Here is a 24062-nt window from a genome sequence, read left to right on the forward strand (position 1 = left end):
GATTGCCTCAGATTGAACTATGATTCCATGTCGGTCTGTGAAATGTTCGCACTGCGAACACGACTGGAGGCGATCATGCACCGCAACGTCAGGGCACTTTCCCGAGGGTTGGCCCTGATCAACGAGCTCAACGCGAGCGGGCCGTCGAGCGTCGTGCAGCTCGCGAAGAGGACCGGCCTCAACCGGACAACCTGCTATCGCTTGCTCGATACGTTACGCGAAGATGGCTACGTGACCTTGGACGAGACGAACGCGCTGTTCGCGTTGACGCCGCAGGTGCGCGCCTTGAGCGAAGGGGTGTCTTCGCGCGACTTATCGAGCCAGGCGGCTCTGCCCGCGATGTTCGGTCTTCTGGATGACGTTTCATGGCCCAGTGACTTCGGCGTCTTCGAGCTTGGCTCGGTGCTCATCCGGGAGAGCACGCATCCTTTCAGTCCGTTCTCCGTTCATCGCTCAATGGTCGGAAGGAGGAGATCCTTGGTGCGCAGTGCGCTTGGGAAGGCCATCCTGGCCGCCTCCGAGCCGACGCTACGGCGTGAAATGCTGGACCTGACCGCATCGCTGGTCGAGGAAGACGCGGCGTTGGCGAAGGACAACCGCTTCATCAACGATATTCTAGCGCAAACAAAGAAGGACGGCTACGCATCGTCGGTTGGTGGATCGGAGGCGGGCATCAGTGCGATCGCACTGGCCATTCCAAGCGGGGGGCCCGTTCTCGGCAGTCTCAATCTGATCTTCTTCTCATCCTCGATGACTCCTGAAATGGCAGCCAAGAAGTATCTGGCGAGCATGAAGAGGGCTGTAAAAGAGATCGAGCGGCGGTGGTCTGCCGCTAACAAGGCGCGCGGAAAGATCGCCTGACAACTTGTCACGCGCTTCCGCTCAGCGCGATAGGACTAAACCGCTCGTGTGGCCCATCGCGACATATCGCGCTGCCGCACGAACTTGGTCGCTATTGGAGCGAAGCGGACGTAGTCACTCTAGGCCCCACAGGTCTGAATCGATGAGGCAGATCACTGTTATCGCGGCCCGACGTATCAGAGATCAGAATGAACCGACGACGCAGCGTGACGCGTTGCATAGTCCGACTGCCTCTCTCGAAGCGTTATCCACTTTTCCTCCGCCCCCTTACGGTCGCTTTGCCTCTCAAGCGAACGCCAGCTTCTCAGTCGCACGTGTGAAGCGATTTCTTCGCAAGACGCATCGACACAAAGAGAACGCCAAAGACGACGCACATTCAACCGCAGTCTGAAATCGGCTGGGCCAATGAAGTCGGCTTGAATCCAACGGTTGACGTGAGCTTAGTTAGGAAAAGGCCTAATAGCGCGTGAAGGAGATGACGAAATTGGATCGCACAACCGGCCGATCCGGAGCCATGAGATTACGGGCGAAGTCCCATGACCCGTCAGAGGCCGAGTGGGCTTGTGCGGCCGATACGAAGCCGTCAGGCAACTCGCGGCGATCGCATGGGTGAGACATTTCTTCATTGTGCGCTCCAGGTGTCCTGGTCATTCGCGTTGTTGAGTTCGCGTCTCAATGCTGTTTCTCGGATCGGGCCAAGAAGGGGCGGCCGGTCCTCGGGAGGGGAAAGGACCGGCCGCGGGAAGCCCGGCGAGGGACAGGGAGGAGAGACGCGCCGGGAACTCAACGCTTGCGTTCCGCAAAATCGTGACGGATGCGGATCCGCCATGTTTGGCGAACCATTTTGGGCCTGGCCCGCGCATGTGGTGACGCTCGGGCCGATACGGATCGTGAGCCATCCCGATGAGTCTGCACTCTTCTCGCGACTTCGTTCACCCTTCGGCGAAGCAGCGCTGTCGCGATCGTATTGCGCCCATGCTGACCTCAATGCGGCTTGCCAAGTACGAAGACGAAAGGCACGACGAACAGCTCATCGCCCTGGTCGTCGCTGACATGCAGGACCCAGTCACGCCAATCCTCAAGGCTGTGCTCCTTGATGAAGGATTGCACGAGCCGGGTCGCGTGATCGCGTGCCTCAGCGAGATCGCTCACCACGGCGCCGTGGTGATCGAGAAAAACCTTCTTCGTCGTGGAGCGGTGAAAATATACCTGGGTCATGTCCGACTTCCTTCGACCGGTACCAATCCGTTATGCAGGATTTCACCGGCCACGGCTTTGCTCTGGTTGCCGTGATTTTGTCATGGGTTGCTGTCGACAGCAGGCCGACGTATCCGCCCAGGAGGCCCGTGACATTCGATGCGAGCGACGGTTCCGCTGGACAGGCGGGATGGTGCCTCTCAAGGGTGCCACTGCCCGTATCCCCGGTCAAAGCTGGCGGTCGCGCATCTCGTCGAACTCCTCACGACAGGCTTCGCTGAATTCGCGCAGCAGATCGATGGATCCGCATTTTGCCATGTCACGCAGTTCGCCGAAACTCTTGTCCGGCTCTAGATAGGTGTCCATGATCGTCTTGGCGATGTGCTCGGCGCTTCGCACGACCGGCTTCGAGGACAGCACTCGCATCCTGTTGAGCTTTGCATACAGCGCAACCAGTCCCGGGGCGCCATCGCCGACCTCATGATGCTGAAGCGCATCGATGTGACATCTCGCGGCTTCTTCGATGAAATCCCGATAGAGTATCTGTCGCCGGTTCTTCTCATGGAGCAGCCATTGCGCGCGGATCTGGCTTCGGTGATTCAGCCAATTCGCCACCCCGCTCGTCAGGCCGCCAATAGTTGCGCCGGAGAGAGCCGCGAGTGCAGAGATGATGGAAGCATCCATATCGTTCAGCGTCGCATTTGCAAATTCATCACCTCGCCGTGCACCATCATGTTCTCATTCAAGTTCGCCATGATCACGAGCGACCCCGCGAGAACCAAAAATACGATGAGCACGCCAAATGCCAGCGCCAGGACATTGTGAGTGCTGTCCGCTCCCGTGGTGATGTGAAGAAAGAAAACCAGGTGCACCCCCATCTGAGCGATGGCCAGGACAGCAAGCCCGGCCGGCACGCCGGGAGCCCAGATCGCCGAAGTGTTGGCCACCCAGAAGGACGTCGCCGTCAGGATCGCTGCCAGCAGCAGGCCGATCGTGTACACGAGAACGCCCGCAGAGGCGCTTCGCTCCGCGGCCGGGATGGCTGGCCTGTCTCCCGGTGCAACGTCCCAACGCATTTCAGTCATGGAAGGACTCCCATCAGGTAGACAATCGTGAATATCAGGACCCAGACGATGTCGAGCGCGTGCCAGAACAGCGAGAAGCAGTGCAGGCGGCGCACCACGACGGCTTGAAATCCCCTTAGCGACAGCTGAACCATCATGAGGACGAGCCAGACCAGTCCGATCACTACGTGCAGTCCGTGACAACCGACCAGCGTGAAGAAGGCGGAAAGAAATGCGCTACGTTGCGGTGACGCCCCCGCCGCAACCATGTCCTGGAATTCGCGGAATTCGAGATTGAGAAATGCCGCCCCCAGGAGGATCGTCACCACGGCACCAAGGCAGGTGCCGAGCTGATGGCGCGAATTGATGGCCAACGACATCAGACCACAGCTGTAGCTGGAGAGCAGTAGAAGGGCGGTCTCCATCGCGGCGTTGCGTTGATCGAACAACTGGGCGCCGGTCGGGCCGCCCGCACTCGCCTTTGCGAGCACGGCATAGCTCGCAAACAGCGCCGAGAACATCACGATGTCGCTCAGCAGGAAGATCCAGAACCCGAAGCCGGCGACGATTCGCTTGGGTGCGAGTCCCGCCTCGCTAACATTAATCGGCTCGCCGGTGCGGACAGCATTTGCATCGACCAGGACGTTCATAGCGAGACCTCCACCTGATGTGCCCGATCGAAATGGTCGAGCTGTTCTTCCGAAATCTCGACCTCGTCCTCCCCGCGGAACATGAAGGCGAGCCACGTCACGGCCGCGCCGAGAAGGCCGAGGCCCGCCAACCACCAGATGTGCCAGATCAGAGCGAAGCCGGTGACCGTTGCGAAGAACGCCGTCAAAAATCCGGCTGAACCATTCTTGGGCACTTCGATCGGCTCGTAGCTGCGCTGCCACTGACGCAAGTCCTGCTTTGCGAGCACGCGCTGCTTCTTCGCCCAGAAGGCATCGATCTCATCAACACGCGGCAGGACCGCAAAATTCCAGGCGGGCGGCGGTGACGCGGTCGACCATTCCAAGGTGCGGCCGTTCCACGGATCGCCCGTCGTATCACGGAGCTGTTCGCGGTTGCGAATGGACACCACGAGCTGGACGACCTGACAGATGATTCCGGCCATCACGATGACGGCGCCGGCCTCGGCGACCAACAGCCAGGGCTGCCAGGCGAGGACATCGTAGTGCTGCAGGCGGCGGGTCATGCCCATGAGGCCGGTCACGTAGAGCGGCATGAAGGCGAGATGGAAGCCGATGAACCAACACCAGAACGCCGCGATACCCCAGCGCTCATCGAGCTTGAAGCCGAATGCCTTCGGGAACCAGTTATTGTAGCCGGCAATCGCGCCGAACAGGACACCCGGGACGATGACGTGATGGAAATGGGCGACCAGGAAGACACTGTTGTGTACCTGCCAATCGACGGCCGGCAACGCCAGCAGAACTCCGGTCAGGCCTCCGAACACGAACGTCACCATGAAGCCGATTGTCCAAAGCACCGGCACCGAGAACCGGACGCGACCGCCATACATCGTGAACAGCCAGTTGAAGACTTTGACGCCCGTCGGCACCCCGATGATCATGCTTGTGATGCCGAAGAAGGCGTTTACGCCGGCGCTGGCACCCATGGTGAAGAAATGATGCAGCCACACGGTGTAGGAGAGCACGCAGATGGCCAGGGTCGCACCCACCATCGACCGGTAACCGAACAGCGTCTTTTCGGAGAATGTCGCGCTCACCTCCGAATAGATGCCGAATGCCGGCAGGACCAGGATGTAGACTTCGGGGTGACCCCAGACCCAGAACAGGTTCACGTACATCATCGCATTTCCGCCGGCGTCCAGCGTGAAGAAGTGAAAGCCGAGATAACGATCAAGCAGCAGCATTGCGAACAGCGCGGTAAGCACCGGAAAGGCAGCCACGATCAGAAAATTCGAGGCGAGCGCCGTCCAGCAGAACACCGGCATGCGCATGTAGCTCATGCCAGGGGCCCGCATCTTCAGGATCGTGGTCACGAAATTGACGCCGCTCAACAAGGTCCCGATTCCCGCGATCTGCAGGGACCAGAGGTAGTAGTCGACGCCGACGCCCGGCGAGAACTGCAGCTCGCTGAGCGGCGGATAGGCAACCCAGCCGGTCTTTGCGAACTCACCGACGAAAAGCGAGACGTTGATCAGCAGGATTCCCGTCGCAGTCAGCCAGAGGCTCGCGGAATTCATGGTCGGGAACGCCACGTCGCGGACGCCGAGCTGCAGCGGCACGGCAAAATTCATCAGTCCGATCACGAGCGGCATGGCCACGAAGAAAATCATGATCGTGCCGTGCGCCGAGAAAATCTGGTCAAAATGCTCGGGCGGCAGATATCCCTGCGCACCGCCGGCAGCAACCGCTTGCTGCGTCCGCATCATGATCCCATCCGCGAAACCGCGCACGAGCATGAGCAGCGCGAGGACGATATACATCACGCCGATGCGCTTGTGATCGACCGATGTGATCCACTCTCGCCAGAGATACAGCCAGTGTCCCCTGACGGTGACCCATGCGAGAGCCGCCAGGACGACAGCGCCGACGATTCCTACCGTTCCCATGATGATCGGTTCATGAAGCGGAATGGCAGTCCAATCGAGTTTGCCCAACAGGTTCATCGTTCTGCCCTCATGGATTTGGGATAAGCGACGCAGAGACCCGCGGCCGGCTCCATTGCGGCATTCGCGATGTCAGCGAACAGGCCGCCCGCAACCGATCGATAGGTAAAGCGCGCAACCGCCCTGCTCGGCTTCACCAGCGCGGCATAGGATTGTGCGTCGAGCACCGGGCCGGCGCTGCGCGTCGCATTAGCCCATTGCGCAAAGTCGTCGGGCGCCACCGCGTCGACCTTGAAGACCATGTCGGAGAAGCCCGCGCCGCTGTAATTCGCCGACATCCCGCGATATGTGCCGGGATGGTCAGCCACGAGGTTCAGGCGTGTCACCATTCCGGCCATGGTGTAGATCTGGCCGGCGAGCTGCGGCACGAAGAAGCTGTTCATGACGCCTGAGGATGTCAGCTCGAAGCTGACCGGTCTGCCGGCCGGGATCGTCAGATGATTGACGCTCGCGATCCCCTGCTCCGGGTAGATGAACAGCCATTTCCAGTCGAGCGAGACGACCTGGATCTTGAGCGGTTTTGTGGCGGAGGCAATCGGCTTGGGCGGGTCGAGATCGTAGGCGCCGATCCAGGCCACGATGCCGACAAGGAGCACGGTCATCAGCGGGATCGACCAAACCAGCATCTCAATGCGGCCGGAATAGACAAACTCCGGCCGATAGCGTGCGCGCTCGTTCGATGCCCGGAACCAGAAGGCCACGCCAAGCGTGGCAATGGCCACCGGGATCACAATCGCGAGCATGATGCCGGTCGCATTGAACAGGATCTGCCGCTCGGCAAGCGCAATCGGGCCCTTGGGATCCAGCACGCCTCCATCGCAGCCGCCGAGCGTCGCGGCAGCAAACAGGAGCAGGGTGAACGAACGGTACCGCATCTCACGACTCCCGAACCCTAGAGGTGCGCGTGTCATGCGCAGCGCTTGGCTGTTGCATCGAAGGCGGAGACACGCGGCCCCGGTCGTCATAGGACAAGCGTATCGATGCGAATGAACCGCTGCTGTAATCGACGAGAACAGTCGCAAACAGCAGGAACAGATAGGCGATGGAGAAGGCGAACAGCCTGTACGCCGCGCGACGATTGTTTCCAGCGCTCCTGCTCAGCTGGAGTGCGAGCCAGAGGAAAACCGCGCCGCAGGCGGCGACAATCACGCCATAGATCGCGCCGGCAAGCTCGAGTGCCCAAGGCAGCTCCGAAGCGACGACAAGCAAGGCGCTGTAGATCAGGATCTGCCGGCCCGTCGCGCCCCGTCCGGCAACAAGCGGCAGCATGGGAACGCCGGCCCGGGCGTAGTCATCTGTGCGATTGAGCGCGAGAGCCCAGAAATGGGGCGGCGTCCAGAGAAAGATGATGAGGAAAAGCACGAGCGGCTCGAGCCCGGCTTGCCCGGTCGCTGCGGCCCATCCGATCATGGGCGGCAGCGCGCCGGCGGCGCCGCCGATGACGATGTTCTGATGCGTCGCCCGCTTCAGCCATGCCGTGTAGACGAAGACATAGAAGAGGATCGTGCCGGCGAGCAGTGCGGCCGCCGCGAGATTCGTCGCCAATGCGAGTGTCGCGACGGCGATGGTGCCTAGGATGGTTCCGAAAACGAGCGCCTCAGCCTTCGAGACCTTGCCGCGGGGAATTGGCCGCATCGCGGTGCGGGCCATGACGGCGTCGATATCGGCGTCGTACCACATGTTCAATGCGCCGGCGGCACCGGCGCCAGCTGCGATTGCCAGAATTGCGATGACGCCAGGAAGTGGTTCCAGGCGTACCGGTGCGATCATCAACCCAACGAAGGCAGTGAACAGCGCGAGCGCCATGACGCGCGGCTTGGCCAGGCTGATGAAATGCGGCAGGCGATCCACCCAGCCGGATCGCGAAGTCAGCCGAAGGCGCGGTAACGGAATCGCGGGCATGCACATGGTGATCGATCCCTCAAGCCACAGCCGTTGGTGTGGTTTTCGATTTTGCCGTTGCGAGGATGTGGCCGGTCCCCTGCTAGACTTCGGCGCCCTCGCGCGAGATTCCCGGACGCTTGCGGCGGAGTTCGAGAAGACCGAGCAAAATCTCGTCCCGCTCTGCCTCGAGCTCTTCGATGGTGCGCGATCCGACCTCGGCATGAACGCCGTCAATCAGCTTCTTCCGGACCTCGGGCGTGAGCTCGGGCGAGCCGAGCGTTTTCCACGACGCGCTCAGCGGACCGGCAAACTGGTGAAGGAAATGCTCGATGCCGCCATGGCCACCGCCGAGATGGTTGAGCATCATGTTGCCCATGATGCCCCAACGCAGCCCCGGCCCCCAGGACAAGGCGTCGTCGACGTCGGCCGCGCTCAGCACATCCTCCGCAACGAGGTAGTAGACTTCCCGCGCCAAAGCGCCCTGCAGGCGGTTGGCGACATGGCCCGGCATTTCCTTGTTGAGCCTTACGGCCTTCTTGCCGATCGACTTGTAGAACGCGATCGCCCGCTGGATCGTCTGTTCCGAGGTTTTGGTCCCCCCGACGATCTCAACCAGAGGGATCAGGTGCGGCGGATTGAAGGGGTGGCCGATGACGCAACGCTCGGGATGCAAAGCAGCGCCCGACTGAATGTCGCTCATCTTGATCCCGGATGAGCTCGACGCGATGATCACGTCCGGCGGCAGCAGCTCGTCGAGCTGCTTGTACAGTTTCTGCTTGAACTCCAGCCGCTCGGGTCCGTTCTCCTGGACCAGGTCAACGCCGGCGACCGCTTCGACCAGGTCGGCGGTGAACTTCAGCTTGGCCAGCGATGCGCCAGGCGATAGGCCAAGTCGCTCGAGCGCCGGCCAGGCCGACTTCACGAACTTCCGCAGCGCGGCTTCCGCGTCGGGCGCAATGTCCGTCGCGACGACTTCAAGTCCCTTGGCGAGGTACTGCGCAGCCCAGCTCGCGCCGATCACGCCGGTGCCGATGATTGCGACGCGACGAATGGGTTTGGTACTGGTCATGGGTATGCTCCGATCTGGTTGTCAGACTTCGACGTAGGCGACGCCGGTGAGATTTCCCTGCGCACCGAGAAGCATCCGCTTCTCCGTCCCGTCGAGCTTCGCCGCATAGAGCGAGCCGGCGAAATCGGTTACGAACATGCGGTTGCCCGGAACATCCAGTGCGATGCCGATGCCTTCCATCAGGTCCGCGACCACGATTTCCGGCACATTCTGCGCTGGCTTCGCGTCGATGGGCGCGCGGTTCACCGTGTTGCCGCGCGGGGGATTACCGCGATCGGTCCAGTAGAGGATACGATGCTTGAGATCTAGCTCGAGATCGATCGGCTCCGGGAGCCCGTTGAAGAAGACCTCGATGTCGCTGCGATCAGCCGCCGTCTCGCCCTTCGGGATGTTGATCCCGGCGCGCAATATACGGCCGACTTCGGCGTTGTCTCCGCCCTTCTGCGTCCAGTAGATCTGTCCACGTTCCGGATCGATCGTGATCCCAACACACCATCTGCTCTGATCGCGCCGGTCATTGTCGCCCTGCCCGGTCTGGACGAGCGTCTGGATCTGCGAGCCATCGAGATTCGATCGCATCACTCGCATGCCCTCGCGATCGCACCAGTACAGCTTGCCGTTCTCCTTATCGAGATGGAGCTGCTTCGGCGTGAATGTGCCGCCCGGTGCAACGATGAACCTGCGGTTCTGTCCATCGATATCGGCGCGTTCGATGGAGCCGTCGTTCCGGCCGGGAACGGCACCCATATTGGTCCAGTAGACGTGACCCGCGTCGACGTCGACGACGATCCCGTCGGGATGGGGGCAGTCGGCCGCGATGAGCTGGGAATGCGAGCCGTCAGGATCCATCGACAGGACGCGGCCGCCGCTCAAGTCGAGAAGAAACAGCCGGCCCGAGCGGGTCGCGCCCGATGCGGCTCTTGTCTGCGTGGCATGGAGTAAGGTCATGGTCTGTCCTTTTGTGTCGGTTCGCTGGCGCTGGTCTATTCAGCAGGGAGCGGCTTCGGCAGATTGGTGAAATTCGGCGCCCGCTTTTCCCGGAACGCCGTGAAGGCTTCAGTGGCTTCCGCGGAGCGCAGCCGCGCGCTGAACTCGCGGCTCTCGAATTTCGCGGCCTCTCTGAGCTGGTTGATCGAAGCCTGCTTCATGAGCTGCTTGGAGGCGCGCAACGCACCGGCCGGCTTTGCCGCGAGCTTCTGCGCGGTGGCAGCGGCGACCGCGAGAAGATCGCGATCGGGCACTACGCGGGTCACGATGCCGAGCTCGGCCGCCCGCGCGGCCGTGAACGGTTCGCCGAGCAAGACCATTTCCGCCGCCCGAAGTTGCCCAACGCGCGCCGGTATCGAAAAGCTCGAGCCGAATTCCGGCACCAGCGCGAGATCGATAAACGGCAGCTTGAACTTCGCGCTCTCGCCCGCGTAGACGAAGTCGCAGTGCGTCAGCATGGTGGTGCCGCCGCCGACCGCGGCGCCTCGCACGGCCGCGACAATCGGCTTTTCAAACGCGATGAACGCATTGATCAGGGCGGTCTGCGGGGACTCGCCTGGTCCAGGCGGATTCTTGAGGAAATCTCCGATGTCGTTGCCGGCGCAGAATGCATCCCCGGCGCCGTGCCAGAGCACGACCCGGATCGCCTCGTCCTTGTCAGCTTCCTGGAAGATGGCGGCGAGGCTGGTGTACATGGCGGCCGTCATTGCATTCTTCTGGGCCGGCCGATTGAGCTCGACCCGGAGAATGCCGCCGGACGTTTCCGTGATGATGTCACCCATTGTGTGCTTCCTTCTGTCGCATCGGGAGCGGTTAGATCGCGTGCTTTTTCGTTTTCGGCACGGCGCCGCTCGCGCGCAGGCCGTCGATGTCGTTGGCGTCGAAGCCGAGCTCGCCAAGAATCTCCTCGGTGTGCTCACCGAGGCCGGGCGCGCGCCGGGCCGCCGCCTTGGCGACGCCGTGCACCTGGATCGGATTCGAGATGGTCGAGGTCAGCTTGCCGCCGGCGCCGTTGAGCGGAACGATGATCTCGTTGTCCAGGAGCTGCGGATCGTTGATCACTTCCTGCGGTCCACGGACTTCGCCAAAGGTGACGTTCAGGCCGGCGAAGACCGAATGCCAGTGCGACATGGTCCGACTGCTGAAAAGCTCGTCGAAGATGGCGGTGAGCGGCGTCATATTCGCCAGGATCTGCGCCGGAGTGGAGAAGCGGGGATCGCTCAGCAGATCGGCCCGGCCGATCGCCTTCACGACGGTCACGAACTTGTCGGGGGTGATGATGAGAACGAACCAGGTTTCATCGGAGGACCGATAGACGTTCATCGCCGCGTTGGCGGGATGCGTGCGATCGTGGCGCGGCGGAAACTTCGCACCGGCGAGTGCCGCCTGGATCGAAACGCTCGCCGACCAAACACCCTGGGCAAGCAGTGAGGTCGTGACATGCGAACCCTTGCCGGTGCGCTCGCGCCGATAGAGGGCCGTGACGATCGCCGAATAGAGGCCGACCGCCGTGGCGTTGTCGCCGCTGCCGCCCACCGGCCAGGTCGGCGGCACACCGGCATCGCGTGTCATCGACAACAGGCCGCTGCGCGCCCAGTACGCCGTGACGTCGAAGCCGGGCAGGTCAGCGTCAGGTCCGTTCTCGCCGAAGCCGGTCAGATCAGCGTAGATCAATCGCGGATTCCATCCCGCGACGTCCTCATATTCGAGCTTCAGCTTCTTTCGCGCATGGTGCGGGGTGTTGACGATGAACACATCGGCCCAATTGGCCAGCTCGAATAGGATCTGCTGCGCGCCCGGGGATTTGAGATCGAGCGCAATGCTGCGCTTGTTGCGATTGGCAAGATGCCACTGATAGGCCTCTTCGGATTGCGGCTGGACCGGCGTGTGGTGCCCTTGCCGCCACATGTCGCCTTGGGGCGGCTCGACCTTGATGACATCGGCGCCGAAGTCGGAGAGGATTACGGCCGCGCCTGGTGCCGCAACGAAGCTGGACAGGTCGACGACCTTCAAGCCAGAGAAGATATTTTCGTTTGCCATTGATGGCTCCTGAGTTGGATAGGTTGGTTGTTCAGCGACCCTGAAACTGCGGTGCGCGCTTCTCGAGAAAGGCGGAAGTGCCCTCCTTCTTGTCGTCGGTGCCCGCGCACAGGCCGAAATAGGAGGCCTCGAGGGCGAGACCTTCGCTCTGGCTCGTCTCCATTCCCTTGTTGGCGGCGTCGAGCGCGAATTTGACGGCGAGCGGTGCGTTCGTGGCGATCTCGTTCAGGATCGCTTCAGCGCGCGGGATCAGATCGGATGCTGCGACGACCTCGTTGACGAGCCCGATACGATGCGCCTCCTGCGCGCTGATGGTTCCACCCGACAGGATGAGCTGAAGCGCCCGGCCCTTGCCGACGAGCCGGGGCAGTCGCTGCGTGCCGCCGCCGCCTGGAATCAACCCGAGCTTGACCTCCGGCTGGCCGAACTTCGCGTGTTCCACGGCGACGCGGATGGTGCAGGCCATCGCGGTCTCGCAGCCGCCGCCGAGCGCAAAGCCATTGATCGCCGCGACCACCGGCTTGCCGAGATTCTCGATGAGATCGAGGACCTGTTGTCCGAGGCGGCTGGACCGCTCGGCGTCGATCGCGGCGGCTTGCGCGAGGGCGCTGATGTCAGCGCCGGCAATGAAAGCCCTGTCGCCCGCGCCCGTCAGGATGACGCCACGCACGGCGGCGTCATTCTGCGCCGCCTCGAATGCGGTCCGCAAATCCCGCCAGGTCGGCAGGTTCAAGGCGTTGAGGACCTTGGGCCGGTTGACCGTCACGCAGGCGATCGCGCCGCGCGTCTCGTAGAGAACATTCGCAAGCGTCAATGCTCCCGCGGGTGAAGCATTGGAGGAAGCCGCCAGTGACGGCGTCATTGCTGATGTTGACATGTTGATTGGTCCTGGCTGAGGTTGAGGCCGGCAGCCGAGTGCCGGCCCGTTCGCGACATCAGACGAAGGCGCTGAAGCCGGTGATCGCCTTGCCGACGATCAGGTTCTGCATCTGATAGGTGCCTTCGTAGGAGTAGATCGCTTCCGTATCGGCAAAGAAGCGCGCCACGTTGTAGTCGACCAGGATTCCGTTGCCGCCCAGCAACTCGCGGGCCCAGGCGACCGTTTCCCGCGCCTTGCTCGTGCAGAATGCCTTGACGATCGCGGCCTGCGCATCCGTCAGCTTGCCTTCGGCTTCCAGCTGCACCGAGCGGAACAGCATGCACTGGCAGGCCACGATGTTGGCCAGCATCTTCGCCAGCAACTCCTGCACCAGCTGGAACGAGCCGATCGGCTTGCCAAACTGCAGGCGTTCCTGGGCATATTTGAGGGCGATTTCATAGGCCCCCATCTGCGCTCCGGTGATCTCCCATCCAACGCCATGTCGGGTGCCGCGCAGCACCAGCGCGGGATCGCGAAACGTTCCCTTGCCTCCCTGGAGGCGATTCGCATCAGGCACGCGGCAATCGGTCATCGTGATCTGACCGTTCTGCACAACCTTCAGCGCAATCTTGTTCTGCATCTTCTCGACGCTGAAACCGGGCGTCGTCTTGTTCTCGACGACGAAGCCCTTCACCTGGTCGTCGGCGACGTCACGTGCCCAAACGATCGAGATGTCGCACCACGGCGCATTGCCGATCCAGCGCTTCTGGCCGTTGAGGATCCAGGTGTCGCCGTCCCGTTTCGCCGTGGTCGTGAGACCGGCACCGGTCCCCGAACCTACCAGTGGCTCCGTCAGCGCGAAGCAGCCGACCTTTTCCATGCGCGCCATCGACGGCAGCCACTTCTGCTTCTGCTCCTCGGTGCCCGCGAGATAGATGGAATTCATCGCGAGACCGGTGTGGACACCATGGAAGGTACAGAACGAAACGTCGGTCCGCGCGATCTCCAGGGCGACCAGAGCGAACAGGACAGGACTTCCGCCCGGACAACCGTAACCATTGATGCCGAGACCGGCGATGTTCAGCTCCTTGTAGGAGGGCAGCAATTCGAACGGAAACGAGTCCTCCACCCAGTGCTTGTTGATGATGGGTGCGACCTTTGTCTGCATGTAGTCGCGCACCATTTTGACGACCGCCCGCTCCTCCTCGGAGAGCATTTCAGCGAATTGAAAGAAGTCGGCATTCGGCAGCGGAAGCTGTTTCGTTGCCGAATGCTTGAGCGCAGTAGCGGTTGCCATTTCGATCTCCGTTCGATGCGGGGCCTGCGATTGCAGCAGGCATCTCGTTTCAACACATCGACCGTAGTGAAGTGAGCGGCCCTTGGCTTTGCATCGCGTGCTGTGGCTTTGTCATTTGTTGCTGGCGAGCGGGGCGGCAGACGCAGATGCGGGATAATGGCCGCTCCCTCAAGACTATCTGAGGTAATGGGGAGTCACAAAATGCCGAGGTCGCGCGCGCAAGACCTGTTCTGTCCGGAGCAAGAAGCGCAATTGTTCAAGCCCCTTGATGAAGCTCTGGCGTCGGATGATGAGGACGACCGAGGCCAGCATGCTTTACCGCCCCACGCAGGTCGAACCGCGAGCCAGCAGGACATGTGCGATCTCCCGAACAACGCGACCAACGACGCGTGTACGACCCGGAACGGGACGCCTTAGCGGTCCTGAAGACTGGGACTACCTGCTACTCCTGCCCGGGCGGGGTCATTGCCGCTCTCACGCCACCCGTGCGGCTCGTAGCTTCCGCCGACTTAACAGGTTTTGCCGGCTCTGGAGAGGTCGCAACCGCGCTGCTGCCGAAGCGACCCTGCAGCGGTTGAGGGGTCGGCTCGACCACCGCTGCATTGGGGCTGCTCGCCTGAACAACCAAATCGGTCGTGACGAGATTGGTCAGTCGCAACTCGTCCCGAGACAGTTCATGCAGATCTTCCCACGGCGGCACGTTCAGCGACAGCGACAACAGGTCGCCCGCGCCGCCCATATCGAAGGTGTATTTGGCGAGACGCCCGATATCGCGTTCCACGATCACCAGATCGTCCGCGCTGTAGGTTGCGGCCTTGGCGTCATTGGCGCGGTTGCCGAGCCAGATCTGATGCACCCGAACATGGGCAGTCTCGGGCACGTAACGCGTCTTGCCCGACAGAAGAAGAAACACGCACATCGATTCGCAATAGGCTTCGGGCGCCACACCTACAGGAGCACTCTGGGTATTGGCCTGAACGCTGACGCCGACAGTGGTCAGTGCCCCTAGCTCGCGGAAACGCCTTCCAAGCGCGATCGAGGCGTTGACCGAACCGCCGCTCGAATCCAGCACGATGGTAGCGCCGCCGAGTTGTCGTCCACGAGCGAATTCATCAAAATCCCCCGGACTATCGTCAGTCACGATACCGGTCGCGCTGACCCAGCCCCGGCAATTCGGCTGGCAATCGACCCAAGTGAACTTCATCGGCAGTTTGCGTTCTTCGAGGGCGACGCCGGCTTGCACCGAACCACTCAGCACAGCCATCAATGCGATGCAAAGGCCGGCGCCAGCGAGCAGCACCCATCCCCGGATTTCCACCCAACGAGCGCGATTAGAGGCTCCATCGAAGATGCGGTCGCGCTCCGGGGATTCGACTCTCGAGAGTGTCGCCAGGTTGAGGAGGAGCGAAACCGCAAGGAGGTACTCGGCTATCGCGAACATGATTGCATGACCTCGACCGGCTATCGGGTGGGGTTGGCCGTCCCGCGACGGCGTACATACACTGGCGACAACTGATGGTGTCCGGCCGACGGTGCCGCTTCAGAACCGGAGCTTTGCCAGAGTTGATGCTTGGCCCGCCATCTTGGGCCAGGACCGCGCATGTAGTGCATTTCGGGCCGGTAGCTGTCGCGCACGTCCATGATCAGATTGTGAATGACGCTGGCGAAGTCGGAGGCTGACTGAGCCGCCTTGCGACCAAAACCTGACAATGCCCTCGCATCTATGAGCTTCATCACGGAACTCCTCATCGTCGCAATCGAATATGGCGAAGGAGTTCGCCGCATTCTTTGCTTCGCATGCTGTCGTTTTGTCATTTATTGCTTGCCAGAGTGTTTGAGATTGGTGATGCCGCGAGCCGATTCACGCCAGCATCGGAAAACCCTGCCTGATAACAGCGGACGACGAATCGTGTTGTCGCGATCCAAACTCGCGGCGGTATTGGCCGGGCGCGCGTCCTGTTGCTTGCCTGAATGCGCGTGTGAAACTGGCTTGGTCGGAAAAGCTGAGCGCCAGCGCAATATCCACCAACGATCGATCACCTTGCGTCAACAAGGCTTTCGCGCGGTCAAGACGTCTGACGCTGACGTAGCGATGAGGAGTTTGTCCGACCGCTTGTTTGAAGGCACGGGCAAAGTGGTATCGGCTCAGACATGCAATTGACGCCATGCCATCAAGAGTAAGATCGCCTTCCAGGTTTGCTTCGATGTAATCCAGCACACGTGCCAGCCTGCGACGATCGAGACCTTCACTTGCTGGAGAAGCAGCGGACGTGCTGGCCGGCGCACGGGCGTGTGTTTGAATGAGCCTCGCCGCCATGCTGTTGGCCAACGCTTCGACCAGCGGCCTGCCTGCGGAGGTCTCCGCCTGCAGCTCCGACACAATGGCGCGGGCGATTTCGCCCAGCAGCGGATCCCGGAATGCTCTGTCATATCTCAGCGCACCGATCGCGGACTCGTCGATATCGAGGCCGAGCTTGTCCGGGGTGAACTGGCTCGGAGGAAGATAGATATGCATGATCTCAGGCAGATCGTTGGCGATCGCGATCAAGCCCTCATGCCAGTTCGGGGGCGTGAGCCAAACCGTATCCCGGAGAGCGACAGTCGAGTCTTGGATTCCGGTCGCCTGCCGTGTGACGAGCGATCCATTGCCGCAGACATCGACGCACACTTCGATATCGAACAGCGCACCGCGCCAGGGATGCACGCCCTTTCCAAGGTACCGCATCTCGGCTGACAAGCACGACCAGCCACGATCTTTCGAAGACAGTGCCAGTCTGGTTTGGCCACCGGCCGCCCAGGAGTCGCAACAAGGCTCCGGTTCATTCCGGTTCACAGCGGGTGGCTGTTCCAATCTGACGTCCAAGGCGGCCTCCTACCATTCCTCGCAGGTTTCCACGCAAGGAAGGTAGATGCCCGAGGGTGCGGGCGGCATCTGTCAAATGACCAGTCTGATGACGGACCCGGTCACTGGGCCGTGCTACCGGCCCTCGCCAGAACGGACGACAGGCCGGATCGCGAGGTGATCCCGATCTTCGAAAAGACCCGCTGCAGATGGTAGCCGACGGTCCGATGAGACAGGTAGAGTCTCGCCCCGATAATCTTGTTCGAATGCCCCTGGGCCGCGAGCTGTGCGATGTGCAGTTCCTGTGGGGTCAGACTTTCCCAGACCTGTGCCGTCCGGCGAAGGCTTGCCTCGCCGGCTGCGCGCAACTCCTCTCGCGCGCGATCGCTCCAGGGTGAAGCGCCGAGCGCGTCGAAGATATCGCGGGCCTGACGCAGCGGCGCCCGCGCATCGGCAGAGCGGCGCTGTCGGCGAAGCCACGCGCCGTAACCGAGCAGCAGGCGCCCTCGCAGGAAGGGCCAATTTTTTGCAGCCGGCCCAAGCCCCTTCAGGAAGTATTGCTCCGCCTCCTCATTCGTCGCGATCAGCGCCTTGCCGTAGCATAACATCGTCGCGACCCACGGCACCGGATCCGGGGCGGAGACGCTCTCGACCTCATCGATCAGCTCGCGCGCATCCTGCCAATGGTCGGAATAGACGGCCGCTTCGACAAAGTCGGCCAGCGCAAAGAATTGCAGGCCAGAGTTGAAAGCTGGATCGGCCGGCGCAAACAGCCGCTGCAGATGCTCGAAGGCCTCCAAATGCCGACCGGCACCGATGGCCGTTTTGCCGCGCCCCAGCTGCAGCATCGCAAGCAGGAAACTGGCGCCAGTCGACAAGACCAGGCGCTCCGCTTCCGTCGCGTATGTCTCAGCTTGCTCAAGCCTGCCTTGCATCCCCGCCAGTTGTGCTTTCACGATCGTGGCCGCCGCCGTCCATACAGCAGATCCGGTCTCCTCGGCAAAACGGGCGGCTTCCTCAGCTTCGCGCCTCGCCCCGATCCAATCGCCGACTTCCATTTCAGCCCATGCCTGAGCGAACAACGCACGCGCCAAATTGCCGATTCGCGCCTGTTTGCGCAGCCCCGCGGTGGACTCCGCCAGAAAACTTACGCCAAGATCAAACGCGCCGATGACGTTCGCAGTGCTTCCCAGGATCCGCGCAACATGGGGATGGTTGCCTCCCTTTTGCGAAAGCGCCTTCAGCCCCGCGTATACCTCGCCGCTTCGTCGAAGCGGCTCGGAATAGGCGGATATGGCGATGCCACGTGGGTCGAGCTCTGACAAATCGAGTGATCTTGCTTCGGTGAGGACGCTCGCGCGAAGCTCGCTACTCGCGTTGCTCCACCAGCAGCGTTGCGCCGCTCGCCAGAGAAGATTGCTCGCCAAGTCCTTCGCGCCAGCCTCGCGCGCCTGATCAGCAAGATTTACAAGCGCGGAAATCTTGCCGATATCGTTGATCATGAGCGGTTGACTCATCTCGCGGCACCAGCCGACCCGAGCGGCGCCCAGCTTGTCCGACGGTTCAACCTCGGCTCCCCGCAACAGGTGCTCCAGCAACGCTGGCCGTCCCAGGTCGGTTGCAATCTCGGCGGCCTGCAAAAATCGTTCTCTCCTGGCCTTCGCCGTGCTGCTCAGCTTTGCCGAGATCTGCAAAACCTCGATGGCCATGGTGTTGGCGCCCCGGCTCTGTGCACGGTTCGCCATGAGATCGAGATGGGCGGCCAGATCGTCGTCGGGCCCCACTGTCGCCGCAGCACGATGCCAAAGCCGGCGGTCCTGATCCTCGATGATCGCCGCAAGCGCGGAATGAACCCTTTGGCGCGTTGCAAGGTCGGCGGCTTGATGGATCGCGGATCGCACCAGCGGATGCCGAAACCGCACCTGCATCGCATCGAGATCAATCAGCTGGGCGGAGACGGCGGGCGCAAGGGCGTCGACCCCGGTATTCTGGGCCAGCAGCACTTCGCCCGCCCGCAGGATTTCGTGGAGAGACGTTGCGTCGTTTTCGGCGGCAACGTTCAACAGCATCTGAGTGACATTGGGAAGTCCGGACAGGCGGCTGGAGAAGGTGCGTTCAAGTCGCTTCGTCAAGGGAAGCCATGGAGCCTCCCCATCGTCCTCAGTTCGCAAGCTGTGCGGCAACTCTACTAGCGCCAATGGATTGCCGGCAGCTTCCTTCAGAAATCGGTCGCGCAGCTTCCCGGAAAGGCCGGGGGCCCGGATGTCGAGCAGGCGGGCCGCATCGGCATCGCCGAGCGCAGAAACGACATGCCGCAATGTGTCGGCGTCACCAAATGGAAGAGAAAAACCCTCTCGCAGAGCGAGCAGCAGAACGATCGAATCCGAACTCAGGCGCCGGGAGACAAACGACAGCACGTCACGCGTCGCTTCATCCAGCCATTGCGCGTCGTCAACAACAAGGAGGATCGGTTTGTGAGTTGCGCTCTCGGTGAGCAGCGTCAGTGTCGCAAGCGCGACCAGCCAGACATCGGGTGGTTCAGCAGATTCCTCGCCCAGGCCGAACGCATTCAGCAAGGCAGACTGCTGGCGGGGCGGCAAGGCCTTTGCCTGCTTCATGAGTGGACGCAAGGCCTGCTGAAGTCCGGCAAACGCCAGATTGACTTCAGCGAGCACGCCGGTCATGCCCAGCACGACGATGTCTCGATCACGGGCCCTGACTTTGGCCTCCTCGAGCAGCGTTGATTTTCCAATTCCCGGTGCCCCGCTGATAAAGAGAGTGGCCCCGCCGTCATGGATCCGGTCGAGAAGCTGATCGATGAGAGCAATTTCAGTTTCTCGCCCAAGCAGGGACAGTCCTCCCGAGCGCGGGGCGTGCGCGCGCTGATTTCGCTGCGGTGGCGCGGTTTTCCTCAGCCGTTTCGCCATTGCCCGTTCCGGAGCAGTCCGTTGGGGTGATCTTTCAACCAGAACTCTGGGCAACATCCTACCATGCGCCGGCGACGAGGGCATCGGGGTGCTATCCAACTGCTTAGGCGGCGAGGTCGGAAATGCCGGGGTCTGGGCGTCCAGCGTTGCTGTTCCGGGCTTCGATGGCTCTGACGGAGTTTTCAAACGCCTTTTCCAAAACTCCCCCGCCGATAGTCCCGAGTACGAAGCCGAGCAGCCGCCCCATCAGGTTCTTGCCCTCGCGTATGACGACCACATCGACGTCGGTCGTGCCGTCGGGCCGGCGCGTGAAGGTGTAGATGTGACCCGACGCACCACCCCAGACGTTGGAGTCGATCGTCGTGAGGACGACGCGGGCGGGATCGGACCAGTCGTAGTGCAGGCGCTCCCAGATCCCGCCCGAACCTTCCGTGACATCGGCATGCGAGCCGGTCCGATGATGCAGCTTGAGATACGCATCGCTGCTGTTGGCAAGAGCTTCGAGCGGCCGGGGCCGAAATCAGTACGGCCGGCCACGTACTGCTCGGGTGTCGCCGTGGTCCTCCGATGAAGATGGACGGTGGACATGTGCGGTTTCCCTGGCTGCGCTCCGCTTGGCGAGCGCAGCCAACGAGCCGAAGCTCAGTTCGAGGCGGTGTTCAGTTTGCGAACGAGCACGCTGTCGCCTTCCCGGCTGATCTCGATCACGCCCGCCGGTTGCGGTGTCGAGAGACGCACGCGCTGACCAGGTGTAAGAACAGATACGATGCGGATCGGTGTTCCTGTCTCGCCCTGTGCCAGGGTGGCGACCACGCGGAAGCCATCGCGCTCGACAGTGTAGTAGGCGACCCCCGATATCGCGCCGAGGTCGATGCTCTTGGCCTCGATTGGGCGCAGCCCTTCTGCCTGGGCGGCCGTGAGGGAGGCGATACCGAACGCAGCGGCGAAAAGCGTGTTGCGGATTGACATGGCGATTTCTCCTCATGATTGGCGATCGAGCACAGCGAAGTTGTTGATCACGACAACGGTTCGCCGCCCCGATGAATCCAGGTTCCGTTGATGACGATTGGTGCGTTGTCGGGCTCCCCGCTGACCGGATCGGCCGGCGGGAAGACGCTGTCGTAGATCGCGCGGGCTTCTCGTATCAGGCGGAGCCGTTCACGCTCGGCCTTCGGGATAAATTGGATGACTTCACCCATATTCGCCTCCAGTTGGTAACGCCGTTCCCGGCGGGTCATGACTGGGAGGTGGGGCGAAAGGCCCGGGTCAACAGGCGGGAAAACCGGGAGTTATCCTTCCGAATTTTGGAAGCCCGACAGTGGAGTGAGCAGCGCCTCGGTTCACTCCGCGAAAACTCGCTTCAGCCGCGGTGCTGCAAAGTCCAGGAACGCTCTGACCTTGATCGGCAGAAATCGGTTGGCCGTGTAGACGAGATTGACCGGCATCGATGGTGGCTGGAATTCATCCAGCACGGTCGTCAATGCTCCCGCTTCCGGACCAGCTTCGAGTTGGTACGCAAAGACAATCGAAATTCCCACGCCAGCGCGGGCTGCCGTACAAGCCGCTTCCGCGCTGCCGACGGTGAGCCGCGTATGCACCGGCGCCGCTATGGTCGCCTTGCCTTTGACGAATGCCCAGACATCGGGAGGCGAGAACCCGGGATAGCTGATGCAATCATGCCCGGCCAAATCTCCCGGCGTGCGCGGCGTTCCGCGTGCCGCCAGATAGGCGGGACTGGCGCACACCACCCGGCGCGTCCTGCCGAGCCGCAGCGCGACCAGGCTCGAATCCGGCAACTCGCCGATCCGCACCGCGACATCGATTTGCTCCTGGGCCAGGCTCAGCTTCTGGTCGGTGGGAATCATCCTCACCTTGATATCCGGATAGGTCTTGAGGAAGTCCGCTATGATCGGCATCAGAATGATGCGCCCAAGGCCCAGCGGGGTGGTCACGGCCAGTTCACCCGTCGGCGTGGTGTACTCACCAGAGGCGGTACGCTCCGCTTCGCTCACATCGTTGAGAATGCGCTTGCAAGCTGCAACGTAGGACGTGCCCGCGTCCGTCAGCACCAGTTGCCGGCTCGATCGGTTGAAGAGCTTCGTCCGCAGGTGAGCCTCGAGCTCGGATACGTTGCGGCTGACTGTTGTGAGCGGCGTTTTCAATCGCCGCGCCGCTGCTGACAAGCTTCCCTGCTCGACCACGGTCAGAAAGGTCGACATCGCTTCCAGGCGATCCATCGGATCCCTTCCATAATTCGGGAGGATACCTTCCGATTTTGCCATATCGCCCCGGACTTCGGAAGACGGCTTCGCTTGCGAGGAGATCGAGCGAGCCTTCCGCTGCCTGGAAGGACCCTTTCCGCGTACGCTCCTTTCTCAGGCGGGCTCTCCAATCGATCTCCTTGGGTGATGGCGTGAGAAACGCCGTCCTCAACAGCGACAAGGAGAGTTCAATGACAAGGCATCTCAAGCTGCTGTGGGACGGCGTCTCCGGCTACCTCGTGTGAGCCCGCTGTTGGCGATGTGAGACTCGCAAACACTAACAGCCTCTAACAACCGATAACGAGCAAATTTCGCCGCCTAGGCCAAGTTAGCCTTGCACAATGATGGATGCGATCCTGGAGCGCCACATGGAGATGCAATCAGAGCAGGCGCCCGCCGCAGGCCGCTACGAGCAGTGGCCGCACCGCGGCGTTTGGGCGCGGGAATGTCCAGGCAAGTTGCTGCAATCTTCGGCGGATCGGGGCTGGTCCGGCCTGAGCGCCGAATTGTGCACTGCCAAAAGAGGGGTTGGCCCGTGGAGGACCCCACAATCCGATATCCGGATTTGCGTCGCCACCCGGAGCAATCAGACGATTCTCACCCGGCAGGCGCCAGGCATCGAAAGTCAAATAGTCGCCGAGCGAGGTACGGTTTGGCTCTCTCCTCCCGGCTTGCAGGAGGGTGTGGTCGATTTCGCTGAAGATCTGCCGGAATTCTTGCACATGTATCTTCCGCTAAGCCGCTTCTCGTCGAGCAATTTCGACAACGAGACCGATGAATCCGCAATAGGGGCGCTGAGCTACGAAACAGCTTTCGAAGATCCGCTGCTGGCCGAGATCGGATTTGCCGTCGCCTCCGAGCTAAAGATTGAAACTTCCGCCGGCAATCTGCTCGTCGAAGCCCTCGCATCCAGTCTGGCGGCGAGGTTGCTTCAAAGGCGGCCCGCCGCATCGCACACTCGGCTTTTTCCTCGCCGCACTCACCATGGGCTCGATCGGCGCAGACTCTTTCGTGTGCTGGACTACATTGATGCGAACCTGGAAGGCGATCTCAGCCTTGAATGTATGGCAACGATCGCGTGTCTAAGCAGATACCATTTTGCGCGAGCCTTTCGACAAGCCGTCGGAGAATCTCCCCATCGCTACGTCAGTACCAAGCGCCTGGAGCGCGCGAAAGCCCTGTTGGTACGCAGCGATCGGCCCTTGGTGGACATCGCGTTGGCGCTCAACTTTTCCAGCCAAGCCAATTTCACGCGAGCCTTCAAGCAGGCGACCGGGCAGGCGCCAGGTCAATATCGTCAAACGGCGGGATCACCAGGATCCAAATCCTCTCTGACGAACGTCAGGCAGTCGCTTTCGGTTTTTGCCTGAGCCTGGATATCGTTTACGAGCCAGCCGGCCGCAACAAATGACAAGACGGCAGCACGCGATGCAAAGCCCGCGGGCCGTCGTGCGACTATCCTCGCCGTGATCAGCCACTGAGAGACCGCTTGCCATGCCGATACGTCAGTACTTTGTGTGGGTGGGAAGCGCCCTGCTCCTGTCGCTGGTTGCGGCCGATTGGTTGCTTCCGGCGCCCCCCGTTCATTCGCATTCCGCGATCGCTCCGAGCGAACAGGCCAATCTGCGCATTCGTTCGGACCGCAAATGGCCGGAACGGGTCGTGTTTGACACCGCGCATGCGGCAGTACCGCTCGCTGCTGCGTCCAGACCCGAGCCGAACGTCGTTCGCGAAGACGAACCTCTGACCGCGCAGCGCGGTCCACTCGATGCGTTCGCGGCGGTCGAAGAGGCTCCGGCCGCCGTGCCGACAGCAACAAATGAAAACCGATTGGCAATCCGGGCAAAGCCGCAGCGGTCCGGAACCCCTATGACGAGTGCAGTCAAAACCCATTGATCGGGGACCGACATGAAGGACGTTCTGTGCCTCGCCGCGTTCGCTGGCAAAATCCTGTGCCTCATGGTGTTCGTGACGGTTCTGAAACCGGGCGTCATCGGCGGCGTCGAGACGTCGGCGCTTCCTGTCGACTGCGGGATGGAACGTTCAGGACTGCAGCAATGCGTTTCGAACGTATTTGCGACGGCTTCGCTGGCCGATGCGAAGTCATGCATCGCGCACAGAATCATCGCTCACTGCTGA

23 protein-coding genes and 1 pseudogene are annotated in these 24062 nt (G+C 61.7%); 4 read left to right on the forward strand and 20 right to left on the reverse strand.

The window, feature by feature from the left end:
- The first annotated feature begins 12 nt into the window (after positions 1–12).
- Positions 13–861, forward strand: a complete 849-nt coding sequence (locus ACRQ5Q_RS26405) for a helix-turn-helix domain-containing protein (RefSeq protein WP_439392793.1) — start codon at positions 13–15, stop codon at positions 859–861.
- Between the two features lie 984 nt (positions 862–1845).
- Here ACRQ5Q_RS26405 and ACRQ5Q_RS26410 read toward each other — a convergent pair.
- From ACRQ5Q_RS26410 to ACRQ5Q_RS26505, 20 genes and pseudogenes are all read right to left on the reverse strand, one after another.
- Positions 1846–2079: a DUF6894 family protein gene (locus ACRQ5Q_RS26410; protein ID WP_439374755.1), complete on the reverse strand. Its 234-nt coding sequence runs from the start codon at positions 2077–2079 to the stop codon at positions 1846–1848.
- Positions 2080–2286: 207 nt separating this feature from the next.
- Positions 2287–2742 (reverse strand): hypothetical protein, encoded by a 456-nt coding sequence (locus tag ACRQ5Q_RS26415; RefSeq protein WP_439374754.1) that lies wholly within the window; start codon positions 2740–2742, stop codon positions 2287–2289.
- 5 nt (positions 2743–2747) lie between these two features.
- Entirely contained in the window at positions 2748–3143 is a 396-nt protein-coding gene (cyoD, locus tag ACRQ5Q_RS26420) for a cytochrome o ubiquinol oxidase subunit IV (RefSeq protein WP_439392795.1), read from the reverse strand.
- Positions 3140–3772, reverse strand: coding sequence for a cytochrome (ubi)quinol oxidase subunit III (locus tag ACRQ5Q_RS26425; protein WP_439374752.1), 633 nt, complete (start codon positions 3770–3772; stop codon positions 3140–3142). The genes cyoD and ACRQ5Q_RS26425 overlap by 4 nt, the downstream gene beginning before the upstream one ends.
- A complete protein-coding gene (cyoB, locus tag ACRQ5Q_RS26430; protein WP_439399875.1) occupies positions 3769–5751 on the reverse strand; it encodes a cytochrome o ubiquinol oxidase subunit I in 1983 nt (660 codons plus the stop codon). Before cyoB ends, ACRQ5Q_RS26425 begins: the two co-directional genes overlap by 4 nt.
- 2 nt (positions 5752–5753) lie before the next feature.
- On the reverse strand, positions 5754–6632 hold the full coding sequence (cyoA, locus tag ACRQ5Q_RS26435) for a ubiquinol oxidase subunit II (RefSeq protein ID WP_439392797.1): 879 nt from the start codon (positions 6630–6632) through the stop codon (positions 5754–5756).
- A 127-nt stretch (positions 6633–6759) separates the two neighbouring features.
- A pseudogene (locus tag ACRQ5Q_RS26440) lies at positions 6760–7608 on the reverse strand (heme o synthase); the annotation flags it as partial.
- Positions 7609–7741: 133 nt separating this feature from the next.
- Positions 7742–8710, reverse strand: coding sequence for a 3-hydroxyacyl-CoA dehydrogenase NAD-binding domain-containing protein (locus ACRQ5Q_RS26445; RefSeq protein WP_439392799.1), 969 nt, complete (start codon positions 8708–8710; stop codon positions 7742–7744).
- A 21-nt stretch (positions 8711–8731) separates the two neighbouring features.
- Entirely contained in the window at positions 8732–9658 is a 927-nt protein-coding gene (locus ACRQ5Q_RS26450; protein ID WP_439392801.1) for a 3-hydroxyacyl-CoA dehydrogenase, read from the reverse strand.
- A 35-nt stretch (positions 9659–9693) separates the two neighbouring features.
- A complete protein-coding gene (locus tag ACRQ5Q_RS26455) occupies positions 9694–10479 on the reverse strand; it encodes an enoyl-CoA hydratase (protein WP_439374748.1) in 786 nt (261 codons plus the stop codon).
- Between the two features lie 31 nt (positions 10480–10510).
- Positions 10511–11737: a CaiB/BaiF CoA transferase family protein gene (locus ACRQ5Q_RS26460; RefSeq protein WP_439392803.1), complete on the reverse strand. Its 1227-nt coding sequence runs from the start codon at positions 11735–11737 to the stop codon at positions 10511–10513.
- Between the two features lie 31 nt (positions 11738–11768).
- A complete protein-coding gene (locus tag ACRQ5Q_RS26465; RefSeq protein ID WP_439392805.1) occupies positions 11769–12614 on the reverse strand; it encodes an enoyl-CoA hydratase-related protein in 846 nt (281 codons plus the stop codon).
- 58 nt (positions 12615–12672) lie between these two features.
- Positions 12673–13893 (reverse strand): acyl-CoA dehydrogenase family protein, encoded by a 1221-nt coding sequence (locus ACRQ5Q_RS26470; protein WP_439392807.1) that lies wholly within the window; start codon positions 13891–13893, stop codon positions 12673–12675.
- Between the two features lie 442 nt (positions 13894–14335).
- Positions 14336–15334 (reverse strand): hypothetical protein, encoded by a 999-nt coding sequence (locus ACRQ5Q_RS26475; RefSeq protein ID WP_439392809.1) that lies wholly within the window; start codon positions 15332–15334, stop codon positions 14336–14338.
- A 20-nt stretch (positions 15335–15354) separates the two neighbouring features.
- Entirely contained in the window at positions 15355–15627 is a 273-nt protein-coding gene (locus ACRQ5Q_RS26480) for a hypothetical protein (protein ID WP_439392810.1), read from the reverse strand.
- Positions 15628–15754: 127 nt separating this feature from the next.
- Positions 15755–16597 (reverse strand): helix-turn-helix domain-containing protein, encoded by an 843-nt coding sequence (locus ACRQ5Q_RS26485; RefSeq protein WP_439392812.1) that lies wholly within the window; start codon positions 16595–16597, stop codon positions 15755–15757.
- Positions 16598–16857: 260 nt separating this feature from the next.
- Positions 16858–19662 carry an ATP-binding protein gene (locus ACRQ5Q_RS26490; RefSeq protein WP_439392814.1) on the reverse strand — a complete coding sequence of 935 codons (2805 nt, stop codon included), beginning with the start codon at positions 19660–19662 and terminating at the stop codon, positions 16858–16860.
- Between the two features lie 642 nt (positions 19663–20304).
- Positions 20305–20631, reverse strand: a complete 327-nt coding sequence (locus tag ACRQ5Q_RS26495) for a hypothetical protein (RefSeq protein ID WP_439392815.1) — start codon at positions 20629–20631, stop codon at positions 20305–20307.
- A 47-nt stretch (positions 20632–20678) separates the two neighbouring features.
- Positions 20679–20861 carry a hypothetical protein gene (locus ACRQ5Q_RS26500; RefSeq protein ID WP_439374739.1) on the reverse strand — a complete coding sequence of 61 codons (183 nt, stop codon included), beginning with the start codon at positions 20859–20861 and terminating at the stop codon, positions 20679–20681.
- A gap of 141 nt (positions 20862–21002) precedes the next feature.
- Positions 21003–21899 carry a LysR family transcriptional regulator gene (locus tag ACRQ5Q_RS26505; protein ID WP_439374738.1) on the reverse strand — a complete coding sequence of 299 codons (897 nt, stop codon included), beginning with the start codon at positions 21897–21899 and terminating at the stop codon, positions 21003–21005.
- A 392-nt stretch (positions 21900–22291) separates the two neighbouring features.
- On the opposite strand from ACRQ5Q_RS26505, the gene ACRQ5Q_RS26510 reads away from it, so the two are divergent.
- The 3 genes from ACRQ5Q_RS26510 (at position 22292) to ACRQ5Q_RS26520 (ending at position 24062) form a co-directional block, all read left to right on the forward strand.
- Positions 22292–23293, forward strand: a complete 1002-nt coding sequence (locus ACRQ5Q_RS26510) for a helix-turn-helix domain-containing protein (protein ID WP_439392817.1) — start codon at positions 22292–22294, stop codon at positions 23291–23293.
- Positions 23294–23417: 124 nt separating this feature from the next.
- Positions 23418–23819, forward strand: a complete 402-nt coding sequence (locus tag ACRQ5Q_RS26515) for a hypothetical protein (protein ID WP_439374736.1) — start codon at positions 23418–23420, stop codon at positions 23817–23819.
- Between the two features lie 12 nt (positions 23820–23831).
- Positions 23832–24062, forward strand: a complete 231-nt coding sequence (locus ACRQ5Q_RS26520) for a hypothetical protein (protein WP_439374735.1) — start codon at positions 23832–23834, stop codon at positions 24060–24062.

The organism is Bradyrhizobium sp. PMVTL-01 (assembly GCF_051861855.1).
Classification (GTDB): Bacteria; Pseudomonadota; Alphaproteobacteria; order Rhizobiales; family Xanthobacteraceae; genus Bradyrhizobium.

Excerpts from the sequence above, each read along its gene's own strand:
- ACRQ5Q_RS26470 (WP_439392807.1), bottom strand. The coding sequence starts at position 13,893 with ATGGCAACCGCTACTGCGCTCAAGCATTCGGCAACGAAACAGCTTCCG.
- ACRQ5Q_RS26475 (WP_439392809.1), bottom strand. The coding sequence starts at position 15,334 with ATGTTCGCGATAGCCGAGTACCTCCTTGCGGTTTCGCTCCTCCTCAAC.
- ACRQ5Q_RS26515 (WP_439374736.1), top strand. The coding sequence starts at position 23,418 with ATGCCGATACGTCAGTACTTTGTGTGGGTGGGAAGCGCCCTGCTCCTG.
- ACRQ5Q_RS26460 (WP_439392803.1), bottom strand. The coding sequence starts at position 11,737 with ATGGCAAACGAAAATATCTTCTCTGGCTTGAAGGTCGTCGACCTGTCC.
- ACRQ5Q_RS26480 (WP_439392810.1), bottom strand. The coding sequence starts at position 15,627 with ATGAAGCTCATAGATGCGAGGGCATTGTCAGGTTTTGGTCGCAAGGCG.
- ACRQ5Q_RS26415 (WP_439374754.1), bottom strand. The coding sequence starts at position 2,742 with ATGGATGCTTCCATCATCTCTGCACTCGCGGCTCTCTCCGGCGCAACT.
- ACRQ5Q_RS26425 (WP_439374752.1), bottom strand. The coding sequence starts at position 3,772 with ATGAACGTCCTGGTCGATGCAAATGCTGTCCGCACCGGCGAGCCGATT.
- ACRQ5Q_RS26465 (WP_439392805.1), bottom strand. The coding sequence starts at position 12,614 with ATGTCAACATCAGCAATGACGCCGTCACTGGCGGCTTCCTCCAATGCT.
- ACRQ5Q_RS26445 (WP_439392799.1), bottom strand. The coding sequence starts at position 8,710 with ATGACCAGTACCAAACCCATTCGTCGCGTCGCAATCATCGGCACCGGC.
- ACRQ5Q_RS26520 (WP_439374735.1), top strand. The coding sequence starts at position 23,832 with ATGAAGGACGTTCTGTGCCTCGCCGCGTTCGCTGGCAAAATCCTGTGC.
- ACRQ5Q_RS26510 (WP_439392817.1), top strand. The coding sequence starts at position 22,292 with ATGGAGATGCAATCAGAGCAGGCGCCCGCCGCAGGCCGCTACGAGCAG.
- ACRQ5Q_RS26450 (WP_439392801.1), bottom strand. The coding sequence starts at position 9,658 with ATGACCTTACTCCATGCCACGCAGACAAGAGCCGCATCGGGCGCGACC.
- cyoD (WP_439392795.1), bottom strand. The coding sequence starts at position 3,143 with ATGACTGAAATGCGTTGGGACGTTGCACCGGGAGACAGGCCAGCCATC.
- ACRQ5Q_RS26495 (WP_439392815.1), bottom strand. The coding sequence starts at position 20,631 with ATGTCAATCCGCAACACGCTTTTCGCCGCTGCGTTCGGTATCGCCTCC.
- ACRQ5Q_RS26500 (WP_439374739.1), bottom strand. The coding sequence starts at position 20,861 with ATGGGTGAAGTCATCCAATTTATCCCGAAGGCCGAGCGTGAACGGCTC.
- cyoA (WP_439392797.1), bottom strand. The coding sequence starts at position 6,632 with ATGCGGTACCGTTCGTTCACCCTGCTCCTGTTTGCTGCCGCGACGCTC.
- ACRQ5Q_RS26505 (WP_439374738.1), bottom strand. The coding sequence starts at position 21,899 with ATGGATCGCCTGGAAGCGATGTCGACCTTTCTGACCGTGGTCGAGCAG.
- ACRQ5Q_RS26410 (WP_439374755.1), bottom strand. The coding sequence starts at position 2,079 with ATGACCCAGGTATATTTTCACCGCTCCACGACGAAGAAGGTTTTTCTC.
- ACRQ5Q_RS26490 (WP_439392814.1), bottom strand. The coding sequence starts at position 19,662 with ATGGCGAAACGGCTGAGGAAAACCGCGCCACCGCAGCGAAATCAGCGC.
- ACRQ5Q_RS26455 (WP_439374748.1), bottom strand. The coding sequence starts at position 10,479 with ATGGGTGACATCATCACGGAAACGTCCGGCGGCATTCTCCGGGTCGAG.